At 70.0% G+C, this 22,425-nt stretch carries 21 protein-coding genes; 6 read left to right on the forward strand and 15 right to left on the reverse strand.

All coding sequences use genetic code 11. The features are described 5' to 3' along the window. Together VNO22_07395 and VNO22_07400 are read right to left on the reverse strand one after the other, a co-directional pair. Positions 1 to 1,596 (reverse strand): PVC-type heme-binding CxxCH protein (locus VNO22_07395; protein HXG61179.1); only part of this gene is annotated, 1,596 nt, incomplete at its 3' end. A 217-nt stretch (positions 1,597 to 1,813) separates the two neighbouring features. Further along, positions 1,814 to 2,002 (reverse strand): twin-arginine translocase TatA/TatE family subunit, encoded by a 189-nt coding sequence (locus VNO22_07400; GenBank protein ID HXG61180.1) that lies wholly within the window; start codon positions 2,000 to 2,002, stop codon positions 1,814 to 1,816. A gap of 155 nt (positions 2,003 to 2,157) precedes the next feature. Here VNO22_07400 and VNO22_07405 point away from each other — a divergent pair, with 155 nt between their 5' ends. Beyond that, complete coding sequence (locus tag VNO22_07405) at positions 2,158 to 2,655, forward strand: sigma-70 family RNA polymerase sigma factor (protein ID HXG61181.1); 498 nt, start codon at positions 2,158 to 2,160, stop codon at positions 2,653 to 2,655. Beyond that, complete coding sequence (locus VNO22_07410; GenBank protein HXG61182.1) at positions 2,652 to 3,605, forward strand: hypothetical protein; 954 nt, start codon at positions 2,652 to 2,654, stop codon at positions 3,603 to 3,605. Before VNO22_07405 ends, VNO22_07410 begins: the two co-directional genes overlap by 4 nt. On the opposite strand, the gene VNO22_07415 is transcribed toward VNO22_07410, so the two are convergent. The 5 genes from VNO22_07415 to VNO22_07435 form a co-directional block, all read right to left on the reverse strand. Further along, positions 3,590 to 5,119, reverse strand: a complete 1,530-nt coding sequence (locus tag VNO22_07415; GenBank protein HXG61183.1) for a glycosyltransferase family 39 protein — start codon at positions 5,117 to 5,119, stop codon at positions 3,590 to 3,592. The two genes, VNO22_07410 and VNO22_07415, sit on opposite strands and share 16 nt — an antisense overlap. Next, positions 5,098 to 6,156, reverse strand: coding sequence for a glycosyltransferase family 2 protein (locus tag VNO22_07420; protein ID HXG61184.1), 1,059 nt, complete (start codon positions 6,154 to 6,156; stop codon positions 5,098 to 5,100). Before VNO22_07420 ends, VNO22_07415 begins: the two co-directional genes overlap by 22 nt. A 59-nt stretch (positions 6,157 to 6,215) precedes the next feature. Beyond that, complete coding sequence (locus VNO22_07425; protein HXG61185.1) at positions 6,216 to 7,082, reverse strand: DUF1207 domain-containing protein; 867 nt, start codon at positions 7,080 to 7,082, stop codon at positions 6,216 to 6,218. A gap of 85 nt (positions 7,083 to 7,167) precedes the next feature. After that, a complete protein-coding gene (locus tag VNO22_07430) occupies positions 7,168 to 7,947 on the reverse strand; it encodes a hypothetical protein (protein ID HXG61186.1) in 780 nt (259 codons plus the stop codon). Continuing rightward, complete coding sequence (locus VNO22_07435) at positions 7,944 to 9,533, reverse strand: glycosyltransferase family 39 protein (GenBank protein HXG61187.1); 1,590 nt, start codon at positions 9,531 to 9,533, stop codon at positions 7,944 to 7,946. Before VNO22_07435 ends, VNO22_07430 begins: the two co-directional genes overlap by 4 nt. A gap of 98 nt (positions 9,534 to 9,631) precedes the next feature. Between VNO22_07435 and VNO22_07440 the strand changes: the two genes are divergently transcribed. Beyond that, positions 9,632 to 11,251, forward strand: coding sequence for a phospholipid carrier-dependent glycosyltransferase (locus tag VNO22_07440; protein HXG61188.1), 1,620 nt, complete (start codon positions 9,632 to 9,634; stop codon positions 11,249 to 11,251). On the opposite strand, the gene VNO22_07445 is transcribed toward VNO22_07440, so the two are convergent. Continuing rightward, positions 11,235 to 12,158 carry an NHL repeat-containing protein gene (locus VNO22_07445; protein ID HXG61189.1) on the reverse strand — a complete coding sequence of 308 codons (924 nt, stop codon included), beginning with the start codon at positions 12,156 to 12,158 and terminating at the stop codon, positions 11,235 to 11,237. The two genes, VNO22_07440 and VNO22_07445, sit on opposite strands and share 17 nt — an antisense overlap. Before the next feature lie 152 nt (positions 12,159 to 12,310). Between VNO22_07445 and VNO22_07450 the strand changes: the two genes are divergently transcribed. After that, entirely contained in the window at positions 12,311 to 13,273 is a 963-nt protein-coding gene (locus VNO22_07450; protein HXG61190.1) for a hypothetical protein, read from the forward strand. Between the two features lies 1 nt (position 13,274). On the opposite strand, the gene VNO22_07455 is transcribed toward VNO22_07450, so the two are convergent. The 7 genes from VNO22_07455 to VNO22_07485 are packed head-to-tail and all read right to left on the reverse strand — an operon-like array spanning position 13,275 to position 20,212. After that, the gene (locus VNO22_07455; GenBank protein HXG61191.1) at positions 13,275 to 14,150 is read right to left on the reverse strand and encodes a polysaccharide deacetylase family protein; all 876 of its coding nucleotides are present in this window, start codon (positions 14,148 to 14,150) and stop codon (positions 13,275 to 13,277) included. Continuing rightward, the gene (locus VNO22_07460; GenBank protein ID HXG61192.1) at positions 14,147 to 15,157 is read right to left on the reverse strand and encodes an NAD-dependent epimerase/dehydratase family protein; all 1,011 of its coding nucleotides are present in this window, start codon (positions 15,155 to 15,157) and stop codon (positions 14,147 to 14,149) included. The genes VNO22_07455 and VNO22_07460 overlap by 4 nt, the downstream gene beginning before the upstream one ends. Next, positions 15,154 to 16,053 carry a formyltransferase family protein gene (locus VNO22_07465; protein HXG61193.1) on the reverse strand — a complete coding sequence of 300 codons (900 nt, stop codon included), beginning with the start codon at positions 16,051 to 16,053 and terminating at the stop codon, positions 15,154 to 15,156. Before VNO22_07465 ends, VNO22_07460 begins: the two co-directional genes overlap by 4 nt. Then, positions 16,050 to 17,039, reverse strand: coding sequence for a glycosyltransferase (locus VNO22_07470; GenBank protein HXG61194.1), 990 nt, complete (start codon positions 17,037 to 17,039; stop codon positions 16,050 to 16,052). Before VNO22_07470 ends, VNO22_07465 begins: the two co-directional genes overlap by 4 nt. After that, positions 16,978 to 18,141: an aminotransferase class I/II-fold pyridoxal phosphate-dependent enzyme gene (locus VNO22_07475; protein ID HXG61195.1), complete on the reverse strand. Its 1,164-nt coding sequence runs from the start codon at positions 18,139 to 18,141 to the stop codon at positions 16,978 to 16,980. Before VNO22_07475 ends, VNO22_07470 begins: the two co-directional genes overlap by 62 nt. A gap of 46 nt (positions 18,142 to 18,187) precedes the next feature. Continuing rightward, entirely contained in the window at positions 18,188 to 19,540 is a 1,353-nt protein-coding gene (locus VNO22_07480; protein HXG61196.1) for an ATP-binding protein, read from the reverse strand. Further along, on the reverse strand, positions 19,541 to 20,212 hold the full coding sequence (locus VNO22_07485; protein HXG61197.1) for a response regulator transcription factor: 672 nt from the start codon (positions 20,210 to 20,212) through the stop codon (positions 19,541 to 19,543). A 247-nt stretch (positions 20,213 to 20,459) separates the two neighbouring features. Here VNO22_07485 and VNO22_07490 point away from each other — a divergent pair, with 247 nt between their 5' ends. Together VNO22_07490 and VNO22_07495 are read left to right on the forward strand one after the other, a co-directional pair. Next, complete coding sequence (locus VNO22_07490; GenBank protein HXG61198.1) at positions 20,460 to 21,971, forward strand: glycosyltransferase family 39 protein; 1,512 nt, start codon at positions 20,460 to 20,462, stop codon at positions 21,969 to 21,971. Between the two features lie 168 nt (positions 21,972 to 22,139). Continuing rightward, on the forward strand, positions 22,140 to 22,425 hold a 286-nt coding region (locus tag VNO22_07495; GenBank protein HXG61199.1), incomplete at its 3' end, for a hypothetical protein.

Below are 22,425 nucleotides of genomic sequence, written 5' to 3' on the forward strand. Positions count from 1 at the left end.
CGGCGCCAGAGGCGCGGCATGCGCCAGGCGCCCTTCGGCCAGCCGGACGGCGTGCTCGCGGACGCGGGGCGCCGGATCCTGGAGGGCACGCTCGACGTCCGGCGCCTCGAGCGCCCCGAGGCCGTCGAGCGTCCAGAGCGCGTGCAGGCGCGCGAGCGGGTCGCGCGCGGCGAGGAGCGCCCGCACGGCGGGGACGGCGCCCCGGCGGCGGTCCTGGACGAGGAGCCGCTGGGCGGTCAGGCGGCGCCAGGCGTTCGGGTGGGCGAGCGTCCGCGCCAGCTCCTCGTCGGAGGCCGCGTCGAGCCGCGGAACGGAACCGGCGGCGGCGCCCCGGGGGGCCACGCGCCAGATCCGCCCGGCCCCGCGACTTTCCAGGTTGAGCGACGCCTTGAGGTCGTCCGGGAGGGAAAGCGGAGTTTCGATCACCTCGCGCGCGAAGTCGGCCACGTAGAGCGCGCCGTCGGGTCCCGAGGCGAGGAACACGGGGCGGAACCAGATGTCCCGCGAGGCCAGGAACTCGCGCTCCTTTTCCTCCTCGGCGCGGCGGGCCCGATGGCGGACGCCTTCGGGCACGAGGACGTCGCGGTGGACGACGTTGTTGGCCGGGTCGCAGACGAAGACGTTCCCGCGATAGGGTTCGGGGAAGAGGTCGCCGCGGTAGACGGTCAGGCCCGAGGCGCTGGTGACGTAGCCGCCGGGAACAAGCTCCGTCTTGGCGAAGCGCGACGCGTCGGCCGAGCCCGCCCGCCGGCGGGTGCGCTCGACGCGCCAGGTTTCGAAGGGGCTGAGGCGATAAAGGCGCGCGGCCGCGCCGTGTTCGGGAATGTCCACGACGGCGGGCGGCGCGGAGACGTAGGGAGCGCGGGCCAGGTAGCGGTCCGGGAGGACGATTTCCTTAAGATGGGCGGGGTTGGCGCAGGTGAACCGTCGGCCCGTGTCGTCCTCGGCCAGGCCGTACTGTCCGCCCAGTCCGCTTTCGGCCTCGAAGCGTCCGGGCTCGTCGGGGCGGAACCGGAAGGCGCGCCCTCCGAGGGAGACGGGGGGCCGGTCGGGACGCTCCGGGCAGAGGATTTCGCCGCCGTTTCCGGCCCCGAGGCCGTGGACCCAGTTGTCGATTCCCCAGAGGAGGCCGTTGACGAGGGCCTGGATGTTCTTGCGTCCGAAGCCGGTGTAGAGAACGCGGCGGCGGTCGGCGCGCCCGTCGCCGTCGGTGTCCTCGAAATAAAGGAGGTCCGGCGCCGCGGCCACGATCGCGCCCCGGCGGTAGGGCAGGACCGACGTGGGAAAATCGAGACCGGAGACGAAGACGGTGACTTTACGGTAGCGGCCGTCGCGGAAGTCGTCGAGGATCTTGACGCGCCCGGGGGCGCGAGGGGGGCTTTCGGCCAGGCCTCCATTGGGATAGCCGGGCATTTCGACGACCCAGAGACGGCCCTTTTCGTCGAAGGCGAGCGCGATGGGATCGACGACATCCGGTTCCCAGGCGACGCACGCGGCTTCGAATCCGTCGGCGGGCACGAGCGCGGCGCGCGCCGTTTCGGGGTCGGGCGCGCCGGAGTCCTGAGCGCAGGCCAGAAGGAAACCGATCAGGAGCATGATGCGTCTTTCCAATTTTATGTACGCGCCGGTCGAAAGGCCGGCGGGGAGGACGCGCAGAAACGAGGGGGAAAAGAAAACCCCCGGCAAGGCGGGGCCGGGGGTTTCACGACGGCCCGGCTGTCGCGTGGGTTGCGGCAGGTGGCTCGGAGAGCACCGGGCCGTTCCGATCCGCGTCAGGATTCGGATCGGTGGGGGAGGAATGCCTGCATGAGGGTCAAGGCGCCGGGGGGGAGGACTCCTTGGGGGGCTCCGATCCGCCGGAAGAGCCTTCCCGCAGGCCCTTCTTGAATTCGGTCAGCCCGCTTCCGAGAGACCTCATGAGCTGCGGGATTTTGGACGTTCCGAAAAGAAGAAGAAGGACCGTCACCACGAGAAGAAGTTCCATCGGAGAAAGGCGGCCCATGGACGTTCATCCTTAAATCCGGGGCGCGGCGGGCGGGACGCACGGTCCCGGGAAACCCGCCGTTCGCCCTTTTGAATGTGATGTCCACGGGCTGGAGCGTTACACCTGTAACGGACGCGCGGTCCGCGTCACAGGCTTTTCAGGGGACCCTGCGGATGCCATCGGCGCCTGCGCCCACGCCGGAGGAGGTCGCGGAGCGGTACCTGCCCCGCGTGTACCGTTTCTGCCGCGGGCTTCTTCGGGACGACGCGGAGGCGGAGGAGGCCTGCCAGGAGACCTTCCTGGCGATCTCCCGCCGGGCCGGCGAGCTGGCGGGCGTGAAGCGCCTGACGCCGTGGGTTCTCAAGATCGCGCTGCTCACGTGCCTTCATGCCCGCCGCCGGAGGCGTCAAGGCGTGCCGCGGGAGCGCGACGTCGAGCCGGACGACCTGCGGGCCGAGGATCCTCCCGTGGATCGGGACGAGGACGCGGAGCGGATCCGCGCCGCGATGGAGCGCCTGCCGGATCGGTACCGGGCCGTGCTGATTCTGAGGTTTCAGCAGGAGCTGACGACGGAGGAGGCGGCGGACGTCCTGGGGATCTCCTCGGGCGCCGCGCGGGTGCTGCTTCACCGGGCGGTGCTTCGACTGCGGCGCGAGGTGCGTGGAACATGAACCATCTGGGCGACGACGAGCTTCTGGAGCGGGCGCTCGAGGGCGGGCTGCGTCCCGACGCGGAATCCCATCTTCGGGAATGCGCCTTCTGCGCTCGGCGCTTCGAGGCGGTCCAGGGAGAGCAGGAGGCGATCCGGCGCGCTCTGGCGGTGGAGGGAGGGCCTCGGCCGCGTCGTTCCGTCCGGCGCCGGACAGCGCCGGTATGGGCGGGGGCGGCGCTGGGGATCGCGGCGGCCGTGGCGGTCGCGTGGGGAGTCGCGGGGCGCGCCCCGCGGTCCGTCGATCCCCCGCGGGCCCTGACGATCCGGCGCCTCGAGCGGGAGATCGAGCGGCTCGTCCGCGCCATCGGAGCGCAGCGGCAGGTCCTGCGGCCCGAGGAACAGGAGGAGGCGCGCGCCTTCGGAAGGATGCTCGTGGAGGCCGAGCGCCGGTACGCGGAGCTCGTGGGGCTCTACGTCGCGGAGGCCGCGCCTCTTTCGGAGCGCCAGAAGGCCGAGATCGTCCGCCTGCTCGACGAGGCGCACCAGCGGGCGCTTTCGGACGAGGAACGCGGAGAGGTCGCTCTGCGCTTCCGGGCCGCGCTTCGGGAAGTCCTCGACGGGTCTCAGTTCGCGGCCTTTGAGCACTTCGTCCGGCACGAGTCCGAGGAGGCGTGGAAGCGGGAGGTGGACGCCGTGGCGGACGATCTGGCCGATGCGCTCGATCTGAAGTTTTCGGAATCGGAAGCGGTGCGGAAGGCGCTTCTGGCGTCCGGTGCCGGAGGGGATTTCCCCGACGTTCCGGTGTGGGAGAGCCCTTCGGACGTCCTGGCGGGGAGTCCGCTTCTGGCCCGGGTGGTTCGCGAGGCGCTCCATCCCGAGCGTCGCGCCGCCTTCGACGTGTACCTTGAAGCGGCGCGCCGGTCCCGGGAGGGCGCCCGCCAGGTGGCGCTCCGCTACCGGGCGCCGTAGGAGGATTCCCGCGCCGCGGCGCGCCCCGCGGCCGCGGAGGGCCGGTACCCCCAAGCCCGGAACAGGAAAAACCGCAGCGGCGGTTCGCGCAGGACCGTGCATCGTCCCACGGGAATCGACAGCTCCCCGGCCGGCTCCACGCGCTCGAATCGGCTCCGGAGCAGCGCCTCGAGCTGAACCGTGCGGTCTCCTCCCTCGAGAACGACGACGGCGTCCCGTCCGGCAAGCTTTTCGGGGTCGGCCCAGAAGTCGAACTGCAGGCCGAGGAGCCCGAGGAGATTCTTGCCGTGGACTTCCTCGGAAGGTCCCAGGCGGAAGGCGAGCTGACTCGGGACGGTGTACTTACGGCCCAGCCCGAGGTAGAAGGCGTCCGCGGGGAGGGTCCGGCGGATTTCGCGGGCGGCGCCGGCGACCTCTTTCCACCCGTAGAGGCCCTGGAAGGGGGAGAATCCCGGCAGGAAGAAGGCCGCGTGGGCCGCCCCCGCCAAAAGCGCCAGTCCCGCCGCCGCCAGGGCCGCCCCCTTTCGGCGGTCGTAGAAGCGCTCGACGGCGCCCGCCGGATGCGCGAGCGCGCCCGCCATTCCGACCGTGAGCGAAAGCCACGCCGGCGCGGGCCAGAGGAGGTGGATCGGCCGCGTCCAGCCCAGAACGAAGAAAAAGCCCAGCATCGGCAGGGCGCAGGCCAGAAGGAAGCGCTCCGGGGGTCGGCCGGACCGCGCCATCCGGCCTCCGGCGGCGATCGCCAGCGGCAGGGTGAGGGGGACGACGCCGAGCCACTGCTGGCCGATGAACTTGAGTCCCGCCACGAGCCGGACGCCGTCGATCTGTTCGAAGCGGTTGACGCTCTGATAGCGGAAGGACACCCAGTCGTGGGCGGCGTTCCAGAGGAGGACCGGAGAAAAGACGAGGAGCGCGACGGCCGCGCCCAGGTAGGGCCCGGGCCGGGCCAGGCGATTCCGGTAGGGACGCGAAAAGAGAAGAAAGAGAAGGACGGAGAGCGGCAGAAAGACCGCCGTGTATTTCGACAGGAGCGCGCCGCCGAGGGCGAAGCCGGAAAGAAGCCAGGGGCGCGTCCGTCCGGTTTCGATCGCCGTCCAGGCCGCCGTCAGGGAGATCGTCCAGAAGAAAAACAGGGGCGCGTCCGGAAACGCGGTGCCTCCGGCGGCCAGGACGATCGGCTCCAGCGCCAGAAGGAGGATCGCCCGCGAGGCGGCGGCGGGACCGTAGAGGCGTGCGGCGAGGCGGGCCAGGAGCGCCGCCGTGGCCGTCCCCCAGACCAGGGGCATGAAGCGGACGCCCCACGGCGTATCGCCGAAGAGCGCGCGTCCCAGGGCGATGCCCCAGGCGATCATCGGAGGGTGATCGTAGTAGGACCAGTCGAGCCGGACGGCGAAGGTCCAATGGTACGCCTCTTCGGGGGTGAGGGGCACAAGCGCCGCGGCGACCGCCCGAACGGCGGTGATCGCCCCCAGGAGGAGGACCGCGGGCTGTTTCAGGAACGCGCGAAGGCCCATCGCTGGCTCGTCCAATAGGTCACGGCGGTTCCGGCGGCGATGCCCGCGAGCGCCGCTGCCAGATACGGAAGGGGCGACATCGCCCGCATGACGGCCACCTGGACGGCGAGTCCACCGAGGGCGCCGGCCGCGTAGGCCAGGTAGGAGCCCGCCGCGCGGGAGCGGGCGCGGAAGGTCCACCGGCGGTTGAGCGCCCAGTTGAAGCTCATCGCGGCCGCGAAGGCCGGGACCGCGGCCGCCGGAGGGGTCATTCCGCCGCGCTCGACCAGAGCCGCCAGCACCGCCAGGTGCACGAGGACGCCCAGTCCGCCCACGACGAGGAACTTGAGGAGTTTCCACGGCCAGGCGTTCCGTTCCCGGTAGAGCGTCCAGACCTGCTTGAGGAATTCCCTCCGTTCGCGGCGTCCGAACTTGCTGAGGCCCGCTTCCCGGTCCTGGAAGCGGATGGGGATCTCGACCGTGCGCCGCACGGGCGCGCGGGCGAGGATTTCGAGGAGGATCTTGAAACCGCGGGGCCGGAGCTCGACGCCCCGGAGCAGCGAGCGGCGCAGGGCGAAGAATCCCGCCAGAGGGTCCCGGACGGAGGTGAGGGGCCGCGCCAGCCACGTTCCCGCGCGCGAGGTCATTCGCCGGAGCCGGGGCCATTCGTCGATGGAGCCGCCCGGGACGTACCGGCTGCCGACCGCGAGGTCGGCGCCGCGCTCGACGGCTTCCACGAGGGCCGGAAGCGCGTCGGGCGGGTGGCTGAGGTCCGCGTCCATGACGACGCAGAGATCCGAGGAAGCTTCCGCGATTCCGCGCAGCACGGCCGTCGAAAGCCCGCGCTCTCCGCGCCGCTCGATGAGGCGCACGGGAAGCCCGGGGGACAGGGCGCGGACGCGGTCGGGGGTTCCGTCCGTCGAGGCGTCGTCCACGAAGAGGATTTCCGCCTCCGGAAGCGCCGCGTGGACGCGGCGGGCGAGGGGCTCGACGTTTCCGGCTTCGTTCCAGGTGGGCACGATCACCGTGGCCCGGGGAGGGCGGTCGAAGGTTTTCATCACTTTTGAGGATGCCCTCGGGGGACTGAAAGCAACGTGAAGGCGGGATGAGAATGCGTTCAGAAGTCGGCCGCGAAGCCGACGGCCCAGTAATGTTCCCGTTCCGAAAGGAACTGGGTCTGCTGCTCGGGGCCCCGATAGTACTCCAGAAAGCCCCGCAGCGTCGTTCCGCCGGGCGATGAGGGCTTCCGCAGAAGTCCGAGCTGCACCGTCAGGCCGGGATCCCAATCCTGCTCGCGACGGGCGTGAAGATCGGCCGCCGCGTACGGCCCCGGGCCTCCGGGCGGGGCGGCGTCGACCCATTCCAGGCCGAGCTGGACACGGCCCCCTTCGGTGTCGCTTCCGACATAGAGCGGAAGGCCCACTTCGGCGTACGCGCGGCCGACGGAGGCCAGATCGACCGCCATCCCGAGCGCCAGCTCCTCCAGGTGATAGCTCAGGCGCTCGGCTCCCTCGACGCGCGAGAGATATTCGTCGCCCAGGTGCGAGGTCAGATGCCAGACGTGGACCTTGAGCGCCACGGGCCCCTCGCGGTACACGAACGGGAACCCGAACCGGTAGTCCGCGGCGTCCATATCCCATTGCTCGGGGATATCGAAACGGGAAAAGACCGCCGCCTCGAGCGACAGTTCCATCGAGCGCCGGGAGTCGCGGGGATCCGACCACAACGCCAGCGGACGGGAACCGCCGAGGGCGTTTTCGATCTTGATGTCCCTTCCCCGACCCCGGACGGGAAACTGGATCTTCGATCCGCTGCGGGACTGGCGGGGGTCCGCCCGATACGGCTCATAGATCCGTTCTTCGGGGAAGATCTCGACCGTCCAGGAGTCCGGCGCCGGGCGTTCCAGGGCGGACGGCTCCGGGGACACGGGCCGGTCCTGGGGGGTCTGGACGCAGGCCAGCCAGAGAATCCACTGAACCCTCACTTCGCGGCTCCCACGGAACGGAACTCGACGTTCCCAACCTGCTCCCGGCTCCTGAAGCGATCGTGAAAACGGGGTGAAGTTTTTCTCAGAAGCGCCAGGCGACCGACACTCCTGCGCCGAGCGTCTCCAGCTCCAGTTCGTTGCGCTGGATGCGATCCGTGTTGAGGAGGCCGGCCCGTTCGGCGAAGAACGCCAGCCCGATCGCCGCCGCCCCGCACGGGACGTCGATCGACGCCTCGCCTCCGAAGACGTGCACCGAGCGATCGCCGAGCTTCCAGGCGGTCCCATAACTCCGCAGGCGCAGCCGAGCCGCCCCATTCCCGACCGGCAGCTCCAAGCCCGCGCGCGCCAGAGGTGCGGCCGTTCCCATGTGGTCGTCGTCCCGTCCGCGCGCGTCGGAAGACATCACGACTTCGATCCGCCAATACCGGACCTCCAAACCCGCGTGGAAGGCGGCCCCGGCGGTCGATTCGAAGCCGTGGTCCCAGGAAAGCCGCACGGACTGAAGGCGGAGAACGGAGTCGACCTCTTCGCCCCGGGAAAAGAGCGTTTCGTTGAAGCGGGCGTCGCGGGAGAAGGTCTCCCGGCCGCGGAACTCGAAGCCGCGCAGTCCGAGTTCCCAGGTGTCACGCTCCAGGGCGGCGGTCGCCCGGACCTCGGCGGACGGACGGGCGCCGCCGGCTCCGAGATCGGAATTCAGATCGAGCCGGTCTCCGCGGGCCGGTCGTTCGTCGAAACGGAGCGAGCCGCGCGGGAGCGCGATGTCCGCTTCGAGGTCCACGCCGATCTCGAAGCGACCGCGCCCGGGCTCCGGAGCGGCCTGGGAAGCCAGCAGGAGGAGCCCCAGCGCCGCGGCGGGATTCATTCGAGCACCTCCAGCCAGAGAAGCTCCCGTCCGCGGTTGTCGCGGACGGAATCGCGGACGCGGAACCGCCGTCCCGCGGCCGCCAGACGGTCGCGCTGGGCGGCCGACGCGAGGTAGGGACCGGGCGCTCCGCGGCCGGCGGACACGAGGCGATGGACGTAGAAGTAGATCGCTCCGTCCAAAAGTTCGGGACCGGTGTCATAAAGGGGACTTCCGGGGGGAATCGCGGCCGAGACCCGTCGGGCGAAGGCGCGCAGGTCGCGTCCCGGGCCGTCGGCCCGTGGAGCGATCAGCAGCCCGTACGCCAGCAGGGCCGCCGCCGCGAGCCCCGCCGTCGCCCTCAGCCCCGCGCGAAGAGAAAGGCGCCCGGCGGCGCCTCCGAGGAGAGCGGCCGCTCCCGCGGCCAGCGCGGCCACGAGCGGAAACAGGGGACGAACGGGATCGACGCGGTCGGTCCACCAGGAGGCCGGAACTCCCAGAAGGGCGGCGGACGTCCCTCCGAGCGCTGCCGCCAGCAGGCCGAGGACGGCGCGGATCGAGCGGGGGGATCGTTGCGCCCGGTCCGCCAGAACGGTTCCCAGGAGCACGGCGAGGGGGGGATGGACGAAGGCGAGATAGCTGGTGCGTTTGGCGGAGGACAGCATGAAGAAGGCGAACACGAATCCGGCGGCCCGAAGGGAGGGAATCACGCCGGGACCACGGCGGGCGGCCCAGGCCAGGGGGAGGAACAGGATCCAGGGAAGCCCCGTCAAGGGAAGGACGCCGAGATAAAAGGACCATGGACGGCGCTGCTGGTATCCCGTGGAGAAGGCGCTGATGTTTTCGAGCAGGAGGTTCTCCTCCAGAAAGCCCGGTCCCGCTTCCCGGAGGACGGCGGCATACCACAGACCGGCCGCCGCCGCCGCGGCCGCCAAACCCCGCACGGGCCGAAGTTCCTTCAGCGGACGCAGACCCTCCCGGGCTCCCTGGAGCCCCAGAATCCACAACGCGGCCACGATCACGGCCACGGGCCCTTTGGACAGGATTCCGAGCGTCAGGGACGCGTAAAGGAGGATCAGATCCTTCGTCCGGCGGGATTCTCGAAACTCGAGGGCCCGATCCACCGCGAGGGAGCAAAAAAGCGCCGTCAGGACGTTCGCCCGACAGAGCCACGCCTGCGACACGAAGCCGGGAAGCGTGCACAGGACGAGTCCGGCGGCGGAGCCGGCCTCCGGTCCGGCGAGCCGCCGGCCGATACGGTGGACGAGCAGGACGAGCCCCACGGCGGCCAGCGCTCCCGGCAGCCGCACGGCGAACTCGTGGAACCCGAGAAGGACGCCCGCGGCGGCGGGCAGCCAATATCCCAGCGGCGGATAGGCCGCATAGGGCCGGTCGGCCACGCGCGGGGTGATCCAGTCTCCCCGAAGGACCATTTCCTGGGCGATGCCGGCGATCCTTCCCTCGTCGGGATTCGACAGGGTCATGCTTTGCAACGGAGTCAGGAAGAGGATCGCCGCCCCGAGCGTCAGCCATGCGCGTTCGGGACGTCCCGGATCGGCCTCGGGCGAATGCACCGCAGGAAGGATCGCCCGGAAACCTGAAGACATCCTGAAAGGTTCATGAAAAGAAGCTCACGACCGCCTCTGAATACGATTTAAGCCTTCGTTCACGGACGATTCACCGGCGGCCTCCGATCCTGGAAGGCGTGAACTTTTCGACCCGGAGATGGGATACGCCCTGGGCGTGGGCCGGCGCGGCGGCGGTCCTGACGATTCTCGGATCATGCGGATCGGGGTGGGCGGAACTGAGCGACGCCGACGAGTCCCGCAGCGGCGTCCTCGTCCAGGCGATCCAGCGCGGGGAGAGCCTCTTCCGCCTGCGGACGCCGGACGGCTGGCTGAGTGAGAAGCCGCCCCTGTACTACCTGCTGGCGGCGGGGGCGAGTTTCGGACGGGCCGTGGACGAGGTTTCCCTGCGGATCGTGTCGGCCGCGGCCGCGTGGGGAACGCTCTGGACGGGGGCGGTTCTGGGCCGGTGGGCGGGAGGCCCGAAGGCCGCCTGGGCCGCGTTGGCGCTACTGTCGGCCAATCCGATCTTCGCCCGCTGGATGCGCCGGGCGATGGTGGACATGACGCTGACGTTTTTCGTGGCCTTCTCGGCGCTGGCGGCGGCGGCGGGACGGACAGGCCGCTGGGGGCCACGGAAGGCGGCGGTTCTGTGGGGGGTGTCGGCCGGCTTGGCGATCCTGACGAAGGGACCGGTGGGCTTGGCGCTGGCGGTCGCCCCCGTCGCGGGAAGCTGGATTCTCGACCGGAGGGGAGTCGGCGCAGCGTCGCTCGCGCCGGCGGCGGCGGCGGTGGCTCTGGCGCTGGCGGTGGCTCTGGCTTGGTACGGGCCGGCGTGGGCGGCGGGGGGCCGGGAATTCCTGGAAACCTCCGTTCTCGGCGAGAACGTCTACATGCCGTTGGGGCGCCCGCAAGGAATCGGCGTGTCTCATCGGAAATCGTTCCTCTATTACTTCGGGGTGCAGGCGGGCGCGTTGCTTCCGGCGGTTCCTCTGGTCGGAGCGATGGCGCGGGCGCCCTGGAAGGCATGGGCGGCCGAACCGGTGGTTCGCCTGCTGGGCATGGGCTTTGCCGTCGGGTTGGGACTCTTCGAAGCGGCGGCCAACAAGCGGACCCACTACCTTCTTCCCCTTCAGCCTCTGCTGGCCGTCGTTCTGGCGGCGGCCGCCGGGAGGGGAATGGACGTGGCGGCGCCCGGACGCGCGGCGCGGGCGGCGCTGGGCGCGACGGCGGCGGCGTTGTTTCTGTCGGGCCTCGCGGGCCTTGGAGCGGCCGCGAAGTCGCGGGATGGAACTCCGCCGCTGGCGGGACACGGGGCGATGCTCTTGGGATTCGGAGGGCTCGGGGTGGCCTGCGGGTGCGTTCTCTTCGCGGCGTGGCGGCGCCGCCGGAAGCCGCCGGAGTTGGAAGGGGCGATGCTGCTGGCGATTTTCGCCGCGGGGGTCGCGGGCGTGCTGAAGGCCTCGTTCGAGGCGGATGGAAACTGCACGCGCGCCTTCGTGGCGCAGGCGCGGGCGATTCTCGGATCGGGAGAACGGCCGCTCCTGGCGGGTCCGATCCACGGTTACGCTCTGGATTTCTACTGGCCGGGTGGGATCCGGCGCGGGGAATCGGAGCCGCCGCCGCGGTGGGTGCTGGTCCGCCGGACGCATCCCTGGGCTTCGGATCCCGGCTGGAGGGTCCGCGCCGCCTGGTCGGGACGCGATCCGGATCGGGATGTCCTTTTGCTCGAACGGTCCGAAGCTACGAGATCGCGTTGAGCGGTTCGCCGCGCGGGCTGAGGATCTGAATCCGGCCGTTTCCTCCGTCGGCGACGAAGAGGCGGCCTGCACGGTCGAAGGCCAGGTCCTCCGGATCGTCGAACTCTCCGGGAGCCGTCCCGCGGCGACCGAACGCGAATCGGAAACGTCCGTCCGGGGAGAAGACCTGGATCCGATGGTTCTTCTGATCGGTGACGTAGAGCAGTCCCTCCGGCGAGAGGGCGACGAAGTCGGGAACCCGAAACTCTCCCGGTCCGGACCCCGGCCGGCCGAACCGAAAGAGCGGCCGGCCTGAACGGTCGAAGCAGCCGACAAAACAGGCCTTGCTGAACGTGACGTAGACCCGGCTTCCCGCCACGGCGATTCCTTCGGGGTCCTCCGACACGGACCAGCTGCCGCGCCACGTTCCGTCGGACCCGAACACCTGGATGCGGCGATTGTCTTCGTCCGTCACCCAGAGCGCCCCGTCCTCGTCTCTGCAGATTCCTTCGGGGTCCTGAAACTGGCCGGGTCCTTGGCCGGGAGATCCGAGAACGCGGAGGAGGCGGGATGCGCCGGGACGGATTTCGAGGTCGATCAGGCGATGATCCCCGATGAGGACGACCCGACCCGGCTCGAGGGCGACCAGGCTGTCTCCCGCCGTCAGCGGTCCTTCGAGTCCGGGCAGACGGGAGAGGGATTCGAGGGTGCGTCCGCCGGGATCCAGGCGGAAGAGCATCCCCTGGTCTTCGTCGGCGACGTAGATTCCGCCTTCCGAATCCAGGGCGAGCCCTTCGGGATCGAGGAACCGGCCGCCGGATTGGGGGCGGGAAGGGCGCAGGAGACGTTTGATCGGCCGGCGCAGGAGGGCCGCGGCGGCGACCGTGCCTCCGGCGGCCAGAAGAAGCCGTCTTCGGGAAAGGCGCATGGGCTTCATTCCGTCGCGCCGCGTCTGAAGAACGCGTGAGCGTTTCGTGAGAAGGGGATCATCCCGGGGTGCGAAGGATGAACTCGTTCTCACGGACGGCTCACGGTTTCCGCATGGACCGGAGGGCACGATGAGAGCGGAGGATGTCGCTTATGAAGAAGTACGAGGTTCTTCGGCGGGGGGCGGGCTGGATCGGAGCGTTCGTGCTGGCGCTTCCGTGCCGGGCGGGGGAGGGTTCCGAAGGCGGGTTCGACGGAACCGAGGGGCCCGTCGAGGCGCCGCCCTGGGAGATCCTCCTGGGGGATGTGGAGGCGGGCGAAACGACGGGGCCGGCGGTCGATCCGCGCCGGCCGGAATTTCCCCGGCTCTCGGACGAGATAGCGGCGATGGGGGGCTGGCCGCCGGAGGACACGGGGGAGCGGTGGCTTGTGGGATTTTTCCGGGTGACGCTGGCGGTTCCCAACCTGCTCGTCGAAGGCGCGGCGGCGTTGTTTCTGCCGGACCGGATTGTTCTCAACGACGTGACCCTTTTTCAACAGGGGGCGGCCGAGGGGGACTTCGCGGCGCTCCTGGCGCGGCATGTTTTGCGGCGGGAAAGTTCCTTCCTGTCGAATCTCGGGACGTCGGGGGCGATCGTCTTCGATCCCCGCCTGGGGCGGGAGGATCTGGACCGGGAACGGTTCGACGCGATTCAGGTGAAGCTTCTGGCGGACAGTTTCAAGCGGGCCTACCGCGACCGGTTTCACGTGCCCGCGCTGGACGCCGACCAGGTCGCGTCCGCGCTCTCGAGCGGCACGTGGGTGGACAGCCTGGCGATTCCCGCCGGGCTTTCCCTGTACACGGCGCGTTTCGGCATCGACCGCAAGTGGACCTTGGGAGAGCAGGACGTCCGGATCCATTTTCATCTGGAGCGGGCTTCGCGGGTCTACCGCACGTTGACCCAGGACGCGCACCATATGATCGGAAGTCTTTCGATCTATTTCGGAGACTTTCCGATCGGTGTCCTGGTGGCGGCGGACGGGAACGCCGGCCGCGCGGAGATCGGATTCCTGGGAATCGGGACGGATCTTGGGACCGTGTTCGACGTCCTGGCGGGGCGCGAGGCGCACCGGTAGCTCAGAGTGGAGGACCTTCGGCGGCGACGGGATAGGGCCGGCCCGGAAGAACCGTGCGGATCAGGGTGCGGGGCTCGGCGGCGTTCGGAACGGCTTCGCCCAGAGGAAGGATCGGGCGCTCGAGGCCTGCAAGGATCCGAACGAGGACTTCCGGATGGCGGCGCCCTTCGGTTTCGGCGTGGGCGGCATAGCAGGCATAATCGATCTGGAGGCGGGAACGGCGCAGGATGTCCTGGGCGAACGCTTCCGGAGACTGGATTCCCATCGCCTCGTCCAGGGTGGGGAGCGTGACGGGCAACTGGGGGACGGGGAACAGGCGTCCGGCCAGGGTCGGTCGGAAGGGGCGGGTGCCGCGCGCGTCCGAGGCATACCGCAATCCGGCGTTCGCTTCGAGCTCGAGGAGCACGGCGTTCGTTCTCCAGGCGGGGGCCGCGAAGGCCTCGGGGAGACGGCGGAAGATCCGCTCGTAGGCCTCGATCATGCGGAAGAACTCGCGCTGAAGGCGGGACGCGGGGTAGGCGTCCAGTCGGTCCTGCCAGCCCCGGTGGTCCCAGCCGTGGGGGATCACCTCGTGTCCTTCATCCCGGATTTGGCGGAGCAGATCGGGCGCTCCGGCGCCGACCCGGGGAGCGGCCCAGAGGGTTCCGAAGAGCGCGGTCCGCCAGCCATAGGTGGCGTGCGGCTGCTGGCGCAGCAGCCTCCGCGCGAAACCCGGGTGCAGGAGACGCGTCACGGCCAGCCCGGACCGGTCCGGGCCGAGCGTCACGCAGAAGGTGGCGCGGGCGCGGCATCGCCTCAGGAGGTCGAGAAGAACCGGAACCCCCCGGTGGAGTCCCTCGTGCGTGCAGACGTCCACGCGCAGTCGGAGGGGGCTCACCGGCGCGAAGACTCCAGGGCGGCGGAGGTCAATGCGGGGCGGAGGTGCTGCTCCCGGCGGAACCACTCCAGCGTTTCCTTCAGACCGTCGCGGAGGGAGGTTTCCGGCACGACGCCGAGGATCGTTTTCATGCGCGTGATGTCGGGGACGCGCCGGGGGATGTCCTCGTATTTGGGCCCGTAGATTTCCTCCTGCCGGACGAAGCGGAGCCCTTCGTCCGGGCGGCGGCCGGCGAGCTCGAGAAGCGTCGTCGCCAGTTCCAGGATGCTGGTCTCCCGGTCGTCGCCCACGTTGAACACCCCGCCCACGGCTTCCGGCCGGGTGCCGGCGGCCAGCGTGGCGCGGACGGCGTCGCGCACGAACGTGAAGCATCGGGTTTGACGTCCGGTGCCGATGACGGTGAGCGGTTCGCCGCGCAGAAGCTGGCCCAGGAAGATCGTGATGACGCGTCCGACGTCCAGCCGGTCCAGGCGCGGCCCATAGACGTTGAAGTAACGCACCACGGAGACGTCCAGGCCCATTCGACGGAAGGCCCAGCAGTAATGCTCCGCCGCGGCCTTGGAGGTGGAATAGCACCAGCGGTCGGTCTGCGGGGCTCCGAGGACGCGGTCATCTTCCTCTTTCCACGGCACCTTGGGGTTGCGTCCATAGACTTCGCTCGTGGAGGCGAAGACCATGCGGCGGCCGTGCCGGTGGGCCAGGCGCAGAAGGTTGAGCGTCCCCAGTATGTTGACGTTAAGGACGTTGAACGGGTCGTCCACATAGTGTTCGACCCCCACGACCGCCGCCAGGTGATAGACGAGGTCGCATCGCAGGACGAACGCCTCCTGGGCTTCGGCGTCGAGCACGCTGGCTTTGACGTAGTGAAACGCCGGGTTGGACAGGAGATGGCGCACCTTGAGGTTGGGACCCGTATCGACGGCCCAGACTTCGTCCCCGCGGGCGAGGTGTTCTTCGGCCAGGTGCGATCCGATGAATCCGCCGCCGCCGGTGATCAGGACTTTCATGAGAGGTCTCCGAGTTTGAGTCCGGGGTTCAACAGGGGAGCCGCGGAGGGATCGTCGGCGAAGGTGCACCGGTCGATCCGGTACGCTCCGTCTCCGGTCGCCACGACGAAGGGTTCCAGAACGGTTCCCGGAGCGCCCCGGCCGGCGGCGGGTCGGCCTTCCCACACCATGAGCTTGCGGCCGGCCAGGAACGTGAAGGCTCCCGGGAAGGGTTCCGTGACGGCGCGGACCAGACCGTCGATCCGCGCGGTGGGAAGCGTCCAGTCGATCCGCCCGTCTTCGGGCGTGCGGCGCCCGCGGTACGTGGCCCGCCGGGGGTCCTGAGGGAGGCGGGGAGCGGTCCCGGCCTTCAGGAGCGGCCAGACCTCTTCGAGCATCCTGCGGGTTTCGACGACGGCGCGGTCGAAGAGCGTCTTGGCGGTGTCCCGCGGCCCGATGTCCCATCCGCGCTGCGCGACGATGTCGCCCGCGTCGGGTTCGCGGATCATGTAGTGGAGGGTCACTCCCGTGCGCGGCTCCCCTTCGACCAGCGCCCAGTTCAGGGGAGCCCGCCCGCGCAGTCGGGGCAGGAGCGATCCGTGCAGGTTGAGCGCCCCCCGTCGCGCGCGGCGCAGGACCTCGGGAGGCAGGAGCCGGCGGTAGTAGAAGGAGAAGATGAAATCCGGCTGAACCCGCGTCGCCAGGTCCCTCAACCCGCGGCGGCCCAGTCGTTCGCCGAAGTGCACGGGAAGTCCGGCGGCGACGGCGCGCTCCGCCAGCGAGCGGAACCATCGGCGCTCGGCGGGATCGTCTTCGTGAGTCACCACCGCGGCGATGTCCTCTCCCCGGTCGAGGAAGAATTCCAGTCCGGTGCAGCCCATTTCGCCGTATCCGAAAAAAAGGATCCTCACCGTCATCCGGCCTCTCCCCCGCCCTGCACGCGTCGTATGACGTAGCGCGGTCGCCGGCGGACCTCCGCGTAGATCCGGCCCACGTATTCCCCCAGGACCCCCAGAGCGACGAAGAGCATTCCCGTCATGAGGAAGAGGAGGGCGAAGAGCGTGAAGACGCCGAACTGGGCCCACTCCGGGCCGTGAACGATCCTGAGGACCAGAAGCAGGATGCCGAGGGAGACGGCCCCGAGGGCCACCGCGATGCCGAAGAACGTCATCGCCCTCAGAGGAACGAGACTGAATCCGGTCAAAAGATCGAACAGAAGATTGACGAGTCGCAGCGGTCCGTATTTGGTCTTTCCGCTCCGGCGCGGGGCGTGGTCGACCTCCACTTCGACCGTGCGGCGGGCCCACGTGTTGGCCAGAAGGGGCACGAAAGTGGAGACTTCGCCGCACCGGAGGATCGCGTCCACGACCCGGCGGCCGTAGACCCGGAGCATGCACCCGTAATCGCTCATCGTCCCGCCCGCCAGACGGTTGACCAGGCGCGAGGCCAGACGGCGAAAAAAGGGATCCCTCCGGTTCCGCCGCCGGGTTCCCACCACGTCGTATCCTTCCTCCGCCTTGGCCAGGAGGCCGGGGATCTCCTCCGGCGGATTCTGCAGATCGGCGTCGATTGTCACGATCCAGCGGCCTTTCGCAGCTTCGAATCCCGCGCAGACGGCCGCATGCTGGCCGAAGTTGCGCGCCAGCTCGACCAGGCGCACGCGGGGATCGGATCCCGCCCGGCCGGCGAGCCAGACGGCCGATCCGTCGGAGCTCCCGTCGTCGACGTAGACGATTTCCCAGGCGCGGCCGGTGCGCTCCAGGGATCGCGTGAGCCGTTCGTGGAGCTCGGGAAGATTGCCTTCCTCATTGAACACGGGGACGACGACCGTGATCTCGGGCTCAGGGCGGGTCGCCGCGGAGGGTCCGTCGGACGGCGGCGATGACGTCCTCGACGTCTCCATCGGACATCTCCGGAAAAAGGGGAAGCGAGACGATCCGTTCCCCGACCGCTTCGGCGCAGGGCAGGGACGGGGCCTCCGAGCGGTAGAGGGTCAGTCGGTGCACGGGCTCGAAATGAAGGCCGCAGCCGATGTTCTCCTGCCTCATCCGATCGAGGAACCGGTCGCGGCGCTCGACCAGGACGGGGAAAAGATGGCGGGCATGGCGGTGGGGATACGAGGGATCGCGGGGCAGGGTGAGGCCGGGCAGATCGGCGAGGCCCTCCCGGTAGCGCTCGGCGATGGCGCGCCGGCGGCTCAGGAAGCGGTCGAGCTTTTCGAGCTGGCGCAGGCCGATTCCCGCCGCCAGGTCCGTCAGGTTGTATTTGAAGCCGGGCAGAAGGGCGTCGTAGCGCAGCGCGGCCCCCGCTCCATAAGCCTTCCAGGCGTCCCGGGAAATGCCGTGGAATCGGAAAAGGCGGGCCCGTCGGGCCTGATCGGCGTCGTGGGTGACGAGCATGCCTCCTTCCCCCGTCGTGATGTTCTTGATGGGGTGGAAGCTGAAAACCGACAGTCCCGGGCGGGCGCCCACGGGAAGCCCGCGATATTCGGTTCCCACGGCGTGGGCGGCGTCTTCGACGAGGGCGACCCCGGGTCCGGCGGCTTCCCGAAGGGCGTCCAGATCCGCCGGGGCTCCGGCGAAATGGACCGCGACGACGGCCCGCGTGCGGTTCGTCCGGCGCCGGGCGACGTCGGCGGGATCGATCTGGAGCGTTTCCGGGTCGATGTCCGCGAAGACGATGCGGGCGCCGAGGACGCGCGCCATGGTGGCCGTCGAAGGCCACGTCAGGGAAGGACAGATGACTTCGTCTCCCGGCTTCAGATCGAGGAGCCAGTAGGCCGCGTGGAGGGCGGCCGTTCCGGAGGAGAAAGCCACCGCGTGGGGGGCTCCGATCCGGCGGGCGAACTCCTGTTCGAAGCGCTCGACCCGTGGACCGCTCGTGATCCATCCGGAACGGAGGCACTCCACGACTTCGCAGATTTCCTCCTCGCCGAGAGACGGGCGGGAGAAGGGCAGAAAATCACGTCGGGGCGGACGTGCGGGGCGCGCCGAATCGGAGGCCATACCCGTCAGATTAAGGGAGGCGGCTTCGGGCCGGATGAAGGCGGGATTAATTTTCGTTCACGAGACCCGGCGCCGCCGGAGGGCCGTCCAGGGCGGGCAGCTCCACCGTGAAACACGATCCCCGGCCGGGAACGCTCTCCACGCGGATGCGTCCTTCGTGGGCTTCGACGAACGACTTGCACAGGGCCAGGCCGAGCCCCGCGCCGCCGGTTTCGCGGGACCGCGCGCGGTCCACCCGGTAGAAGCGCCGGAAGAGATGCGGCAGATGCTCCGGCGGGATCCCGAGGCCCGTGTCGCGCACGGCGACCCGCACCCAGCCGTCCGCCCGATCCAGGCGCAGGTCCACGCGGCCGCCCTCGCGGTTGTACTTGACGGCGTTTTCCACGAGGTTCATGAACACGCGCCGCAGGGCCACGGGATCTCCGGCCACTTCGGCGGGGGGGCCCTCCAGATGGATCCGGATCCCGCGCGCTTCCGCCGCGGGCGCCCAGGTTTCGCGCGTCTCTTCGAGGAGCTGGAGGAGGGGCACCCGTTCCTTGGGCAGCGCATGCCGCCGCAGGTCCATGCGGGCCAGGGCCAGAAGGTCCCCCACGATGCGGTTCATGCGGGCCACTTCCTCGGAGACGCTTCCGAGGATCCGTTCGTACTCGTCGGGCGGCCGGCGGTCCTGAAGCGCGGTTTCGAGCTCCGCGCGGAGGTTGGCCAGCGGCGTGCGCAGCTCGTGCGCGGCGTCGGCGGCGAAGCTGCGGAGGTCTTCCATGGCGCGCTCGAGCCGTTCCAGCATCTCGTTGAGCGTGCGCGCGAGGTCCCGCAGCTCGCCTTCGGTCTCGGGCTCCGGCACGCGCTCCGAAAGATTGGCGCGGCTGATGCGCTCCGCGCAACGGCGCAGCGTCTCCACGGGGGCGAGCGCGCGCTTGACGAAGAAAAACCCCGCCAGTCCCGCGACCGCCAGGGTCGCCGGAAAGAAAACGAGATAGAAGAGGCGCAACTGGGCGAGCGGTCGCTCGTAAGGATCCATGGGGAGGGCGAACCGCACCCGCCAGGGGGGGCCCCCGCGGGGGTCCGTCGCTTCGAACGACCGCTCCCGCAGATTCTCGGCCGGCCCTTCCGACCGGTAGACGACGTTTCCGGACCCGTCCCGGATTTCCGCCCACCCGCCGGCGGCCTGCAGGAAAGGATCCAGGACCTCCCCGAGGTCCGCGTGGACCCCCCGGCCCAGCTCGTCGAGCTCCTCGGCCAGGCGTTCCTCGAGGAGCCGGGCGCCCAGCGAGAGTTCCGCCTCCAGATCGCGCCGCAGGCCGTCGCGCACCCAGAGGTAAAGGCTGGACGAGAAAGCCGCCAGGAGAAGTCCCGCCACCAGGACGAAGCGAAGCGTGAGGCGGACGCCGATGGATTTCACCTACGACTCCCGCAGGACGTATCCCACGCCGCGCACCGTGTGAATGAGGCGCGGCTCGTCCTTTTCCTCCAGCTTCTTGCGCAGGACGCTGACGAAGACGTCCACGACGTTGGACTGCCAGTCGAAGTTGTAATCCCAGACGTGCTCCGCGATGGACGTGCGGGTCAGCACGCGGCGCGGATGGCGCAGGAAGTATTCCAGAAGCGCGAATTCCCGCGGCGTCAGGGGGATTTCGCGGGCGCCCCGCAGGACCATCCGGTCGAGGAGGTTCATCGTCACGTCGGCGAACTTGAGCAGCGTGGGAGAGTCGTCTTTCCCGCGCCGCAGGAGCGCGCGGACGCGGGCCCGGAGCTCCTCGAGCGCGAAGGGCTTGGTGAGGTAATCGTCGGCCCCCTGGTCCAGACCGCGGACGCGGTCCTGCACGGCGTCGCGCGCCGACAGGACCAGAACGGCGGAGTTCTTCTTCTTTTCCCTGAGATCGCGCAGGATGGCCATGCCGTCGCGCCGCGGCAGCCCGAGATCCAGGACGATGACGTCGTAGGGCTCCGTCACGGCCAGGTGCCCGCCCTCCTCGCCGTCGTGGCAGAGGTCGACCGCGTGGCCGTCTTCGCGCAGGGCGCGCTGGATGAAGCGGGCCAGCTTCTTTTCGTCTTCGAGGACGAGGATGCGCATGGCGAAAGCGAGCCTCCATTGTACGGCCTCGGCGGCGCCGGACCAACCCTCCGGAAGCATCCAACGGCGGCCTTGAGCGGGCCGTGAAGGGAAAATGAAAAGATCTTCATCCTGCGGCGCGGCGCGCTGGCCGCCGGGGAGGAAGGTCGGCTAGAATGACCGCGTTTTCAGGCGTCGGGGCGATCCCGCGGGAGGGGTGTCCGAACCGGCGGGACGCGCCCGCGCTCCGCAACCCGGAGAGGTCCGAGTGAAGCTTCGCTTCGTTCCCTGGACGGTGGGGGCTCTCTTCGTCGCCGCGCACCTGCCCTGGATCGCGGAGCCCTTTCTCCGGCACCGCGAGGGGGTGTGCGCCCAGTACGCCGTCATGGCGCGCAACAGCGCGCGGCTGGGCTATGCGGCGACCCGGTTCGGACTTCTGGAGACGTCCTCGCCGGACCTTTCCGTCTACGACGACTGGAGACGATATTTCTATCCGAACCGTCCTCCGGCAAGCGTGCTGGTGACCTCGCTCTGGTTCCGGGCGTTCGGGGACGCCGAGTGGGTTCTTCGGGTGAGTTTGCTGGCGGCCTCGCTGGGGACCCTGGCGGCCTTCCACGCGCTGGCGCGGCGGATCCTGGACGCGCGCGGAAGCGCCGTGGCGTCGGCGGCGTTCGCCTTCACGCCGATGTTCTGGTACTTCTCGGCGGTGGCGGTTCACTTGGTCTACGCCCTCGCGTTCTCGCTGGCGGCGTGGGCCTGCCGCGTGCGGTGGGGGGACGCAGGCCGGTATCGCCGGCTCACGTTCGTTTTTCTCTTCCTCGCCTGCCAGAGCGACTGGCCGGGGTACTTCGCGGCGCTTTCGATCGCGGCGGATGCGGTGCTCGAGGGGCGCCGGCGGCTCGGCGGGGCGGTTCTGGGTCTGGCGGCGGGCTCGTTCGGCCTGCATCTGCTTCACGTCCTGTGGATCGACCCTGAGGACGGACCGCTCGTCGGACGGCTGCTGCGGGCGGCCGTGGACCGCACGGTCGTCGACATGCCGGGGCCGTGGACGTTCCTGGCGGGCGAGGCGCGGGAACTCGGGCTCTACTTCACGGCGGGAGGGCTGGCGCTGGCCGCGGCGGGCGCGCTCCGCCTGCCGCGCCGCGCGTGGCTTCTCGGGCTTCTGGGTCTGGAGGAGGCGGTCTTCCTCCGGTGGGCGCACGTGCACGATTATCTGACCTACATGCTCACTCCGCTCTTCGCGCTGCTGGTCGCCTCGGGCGTGCGCGCGCTCGGGGAGCGGCCGAGGCGACGCGCGGCGGCGGCGGCGCTGATCGCGCTGGGGGCGGCTCAGAGCGTGTGGATCACGGGGGATCGGCTGACGCGCCGCGGCGCCTACGAAGTCAACTATCGCGCAGGGGTGGCGATCCGGGAGGTCGCGCGACCCGATCAGCGCGTGCTCGTGACCGTGGCGGACCTTCGTCAGTACACGCCGTACTATGCGGACCGGTACACGGCGGGGGTCGAGCCGGGCGAGCCGCTGCAGCTCACCGTGCATCCTTCGGGGGGCGGACGGCCGGTGAGCGGCCCGGCGGATCTGGAGCGTTTCCTGGACGGCTTCGACTGGGTGCTCGTGGGCGATCCGGACGCCGCGGCGCGCGAAATCGAGTTCTTCCGGGGACGCCGGCCGCCCGAGAGCTTCTGGTTCCTGGACGCGTCCCATCCGCTGCGGCGCAGGCTCGAGTCGGTCGCGCGGGCCCGAGAGGAAAGGGGCGCGTTCCTCCTGTACCGCCTGCGCTGAGTCGCGGAGGGGCGCCGCGGTCTTGAGCCGGGCGTGAGGGGAAGATGAAAGGATCTTCATGAATCCGGCGGGCGCCGGGGATCGGCGCGTCCGGAAGCCGACGGCGGGCTGGCCCGGCGGAGGGAAGGCGGGATACAATGGAAGGACTTTGGAGGAGGTGGGTCTTTCATGCCCGACCTTGGGCGGGCGTACCGGCGCTGGGCGCGGCGGAACGGAACCGTGTTCGCGTTCGCCTGGGCGGCGGCGCTGGCGGCCGCGGGACGCCTCGTCGGAGCGGCGGAGGCGGCGCCCTGGGCGCGCGTGGCGGCCGGGGCGGTCGCGCTCGTTATTCTCGGATTTCTGACGTGGCTCGGACTGTCCGTCGCCGCCTGCGCGCGGTGCCAGGCGCAGGGACGGCGGCGGGAGGCCCGCGCCCTGCGCCGGCAGCTGCGCCCGGCGCCGCGCCTCGTGGCGG

This window comes from Planctomycetota bacterium (genome assembly GCA_035574235.1).
Lineage (GTDB): Bacteria > Planctomycetota > MHYJ01 > MHYJ01 > JACPRB01 > DATLZA01.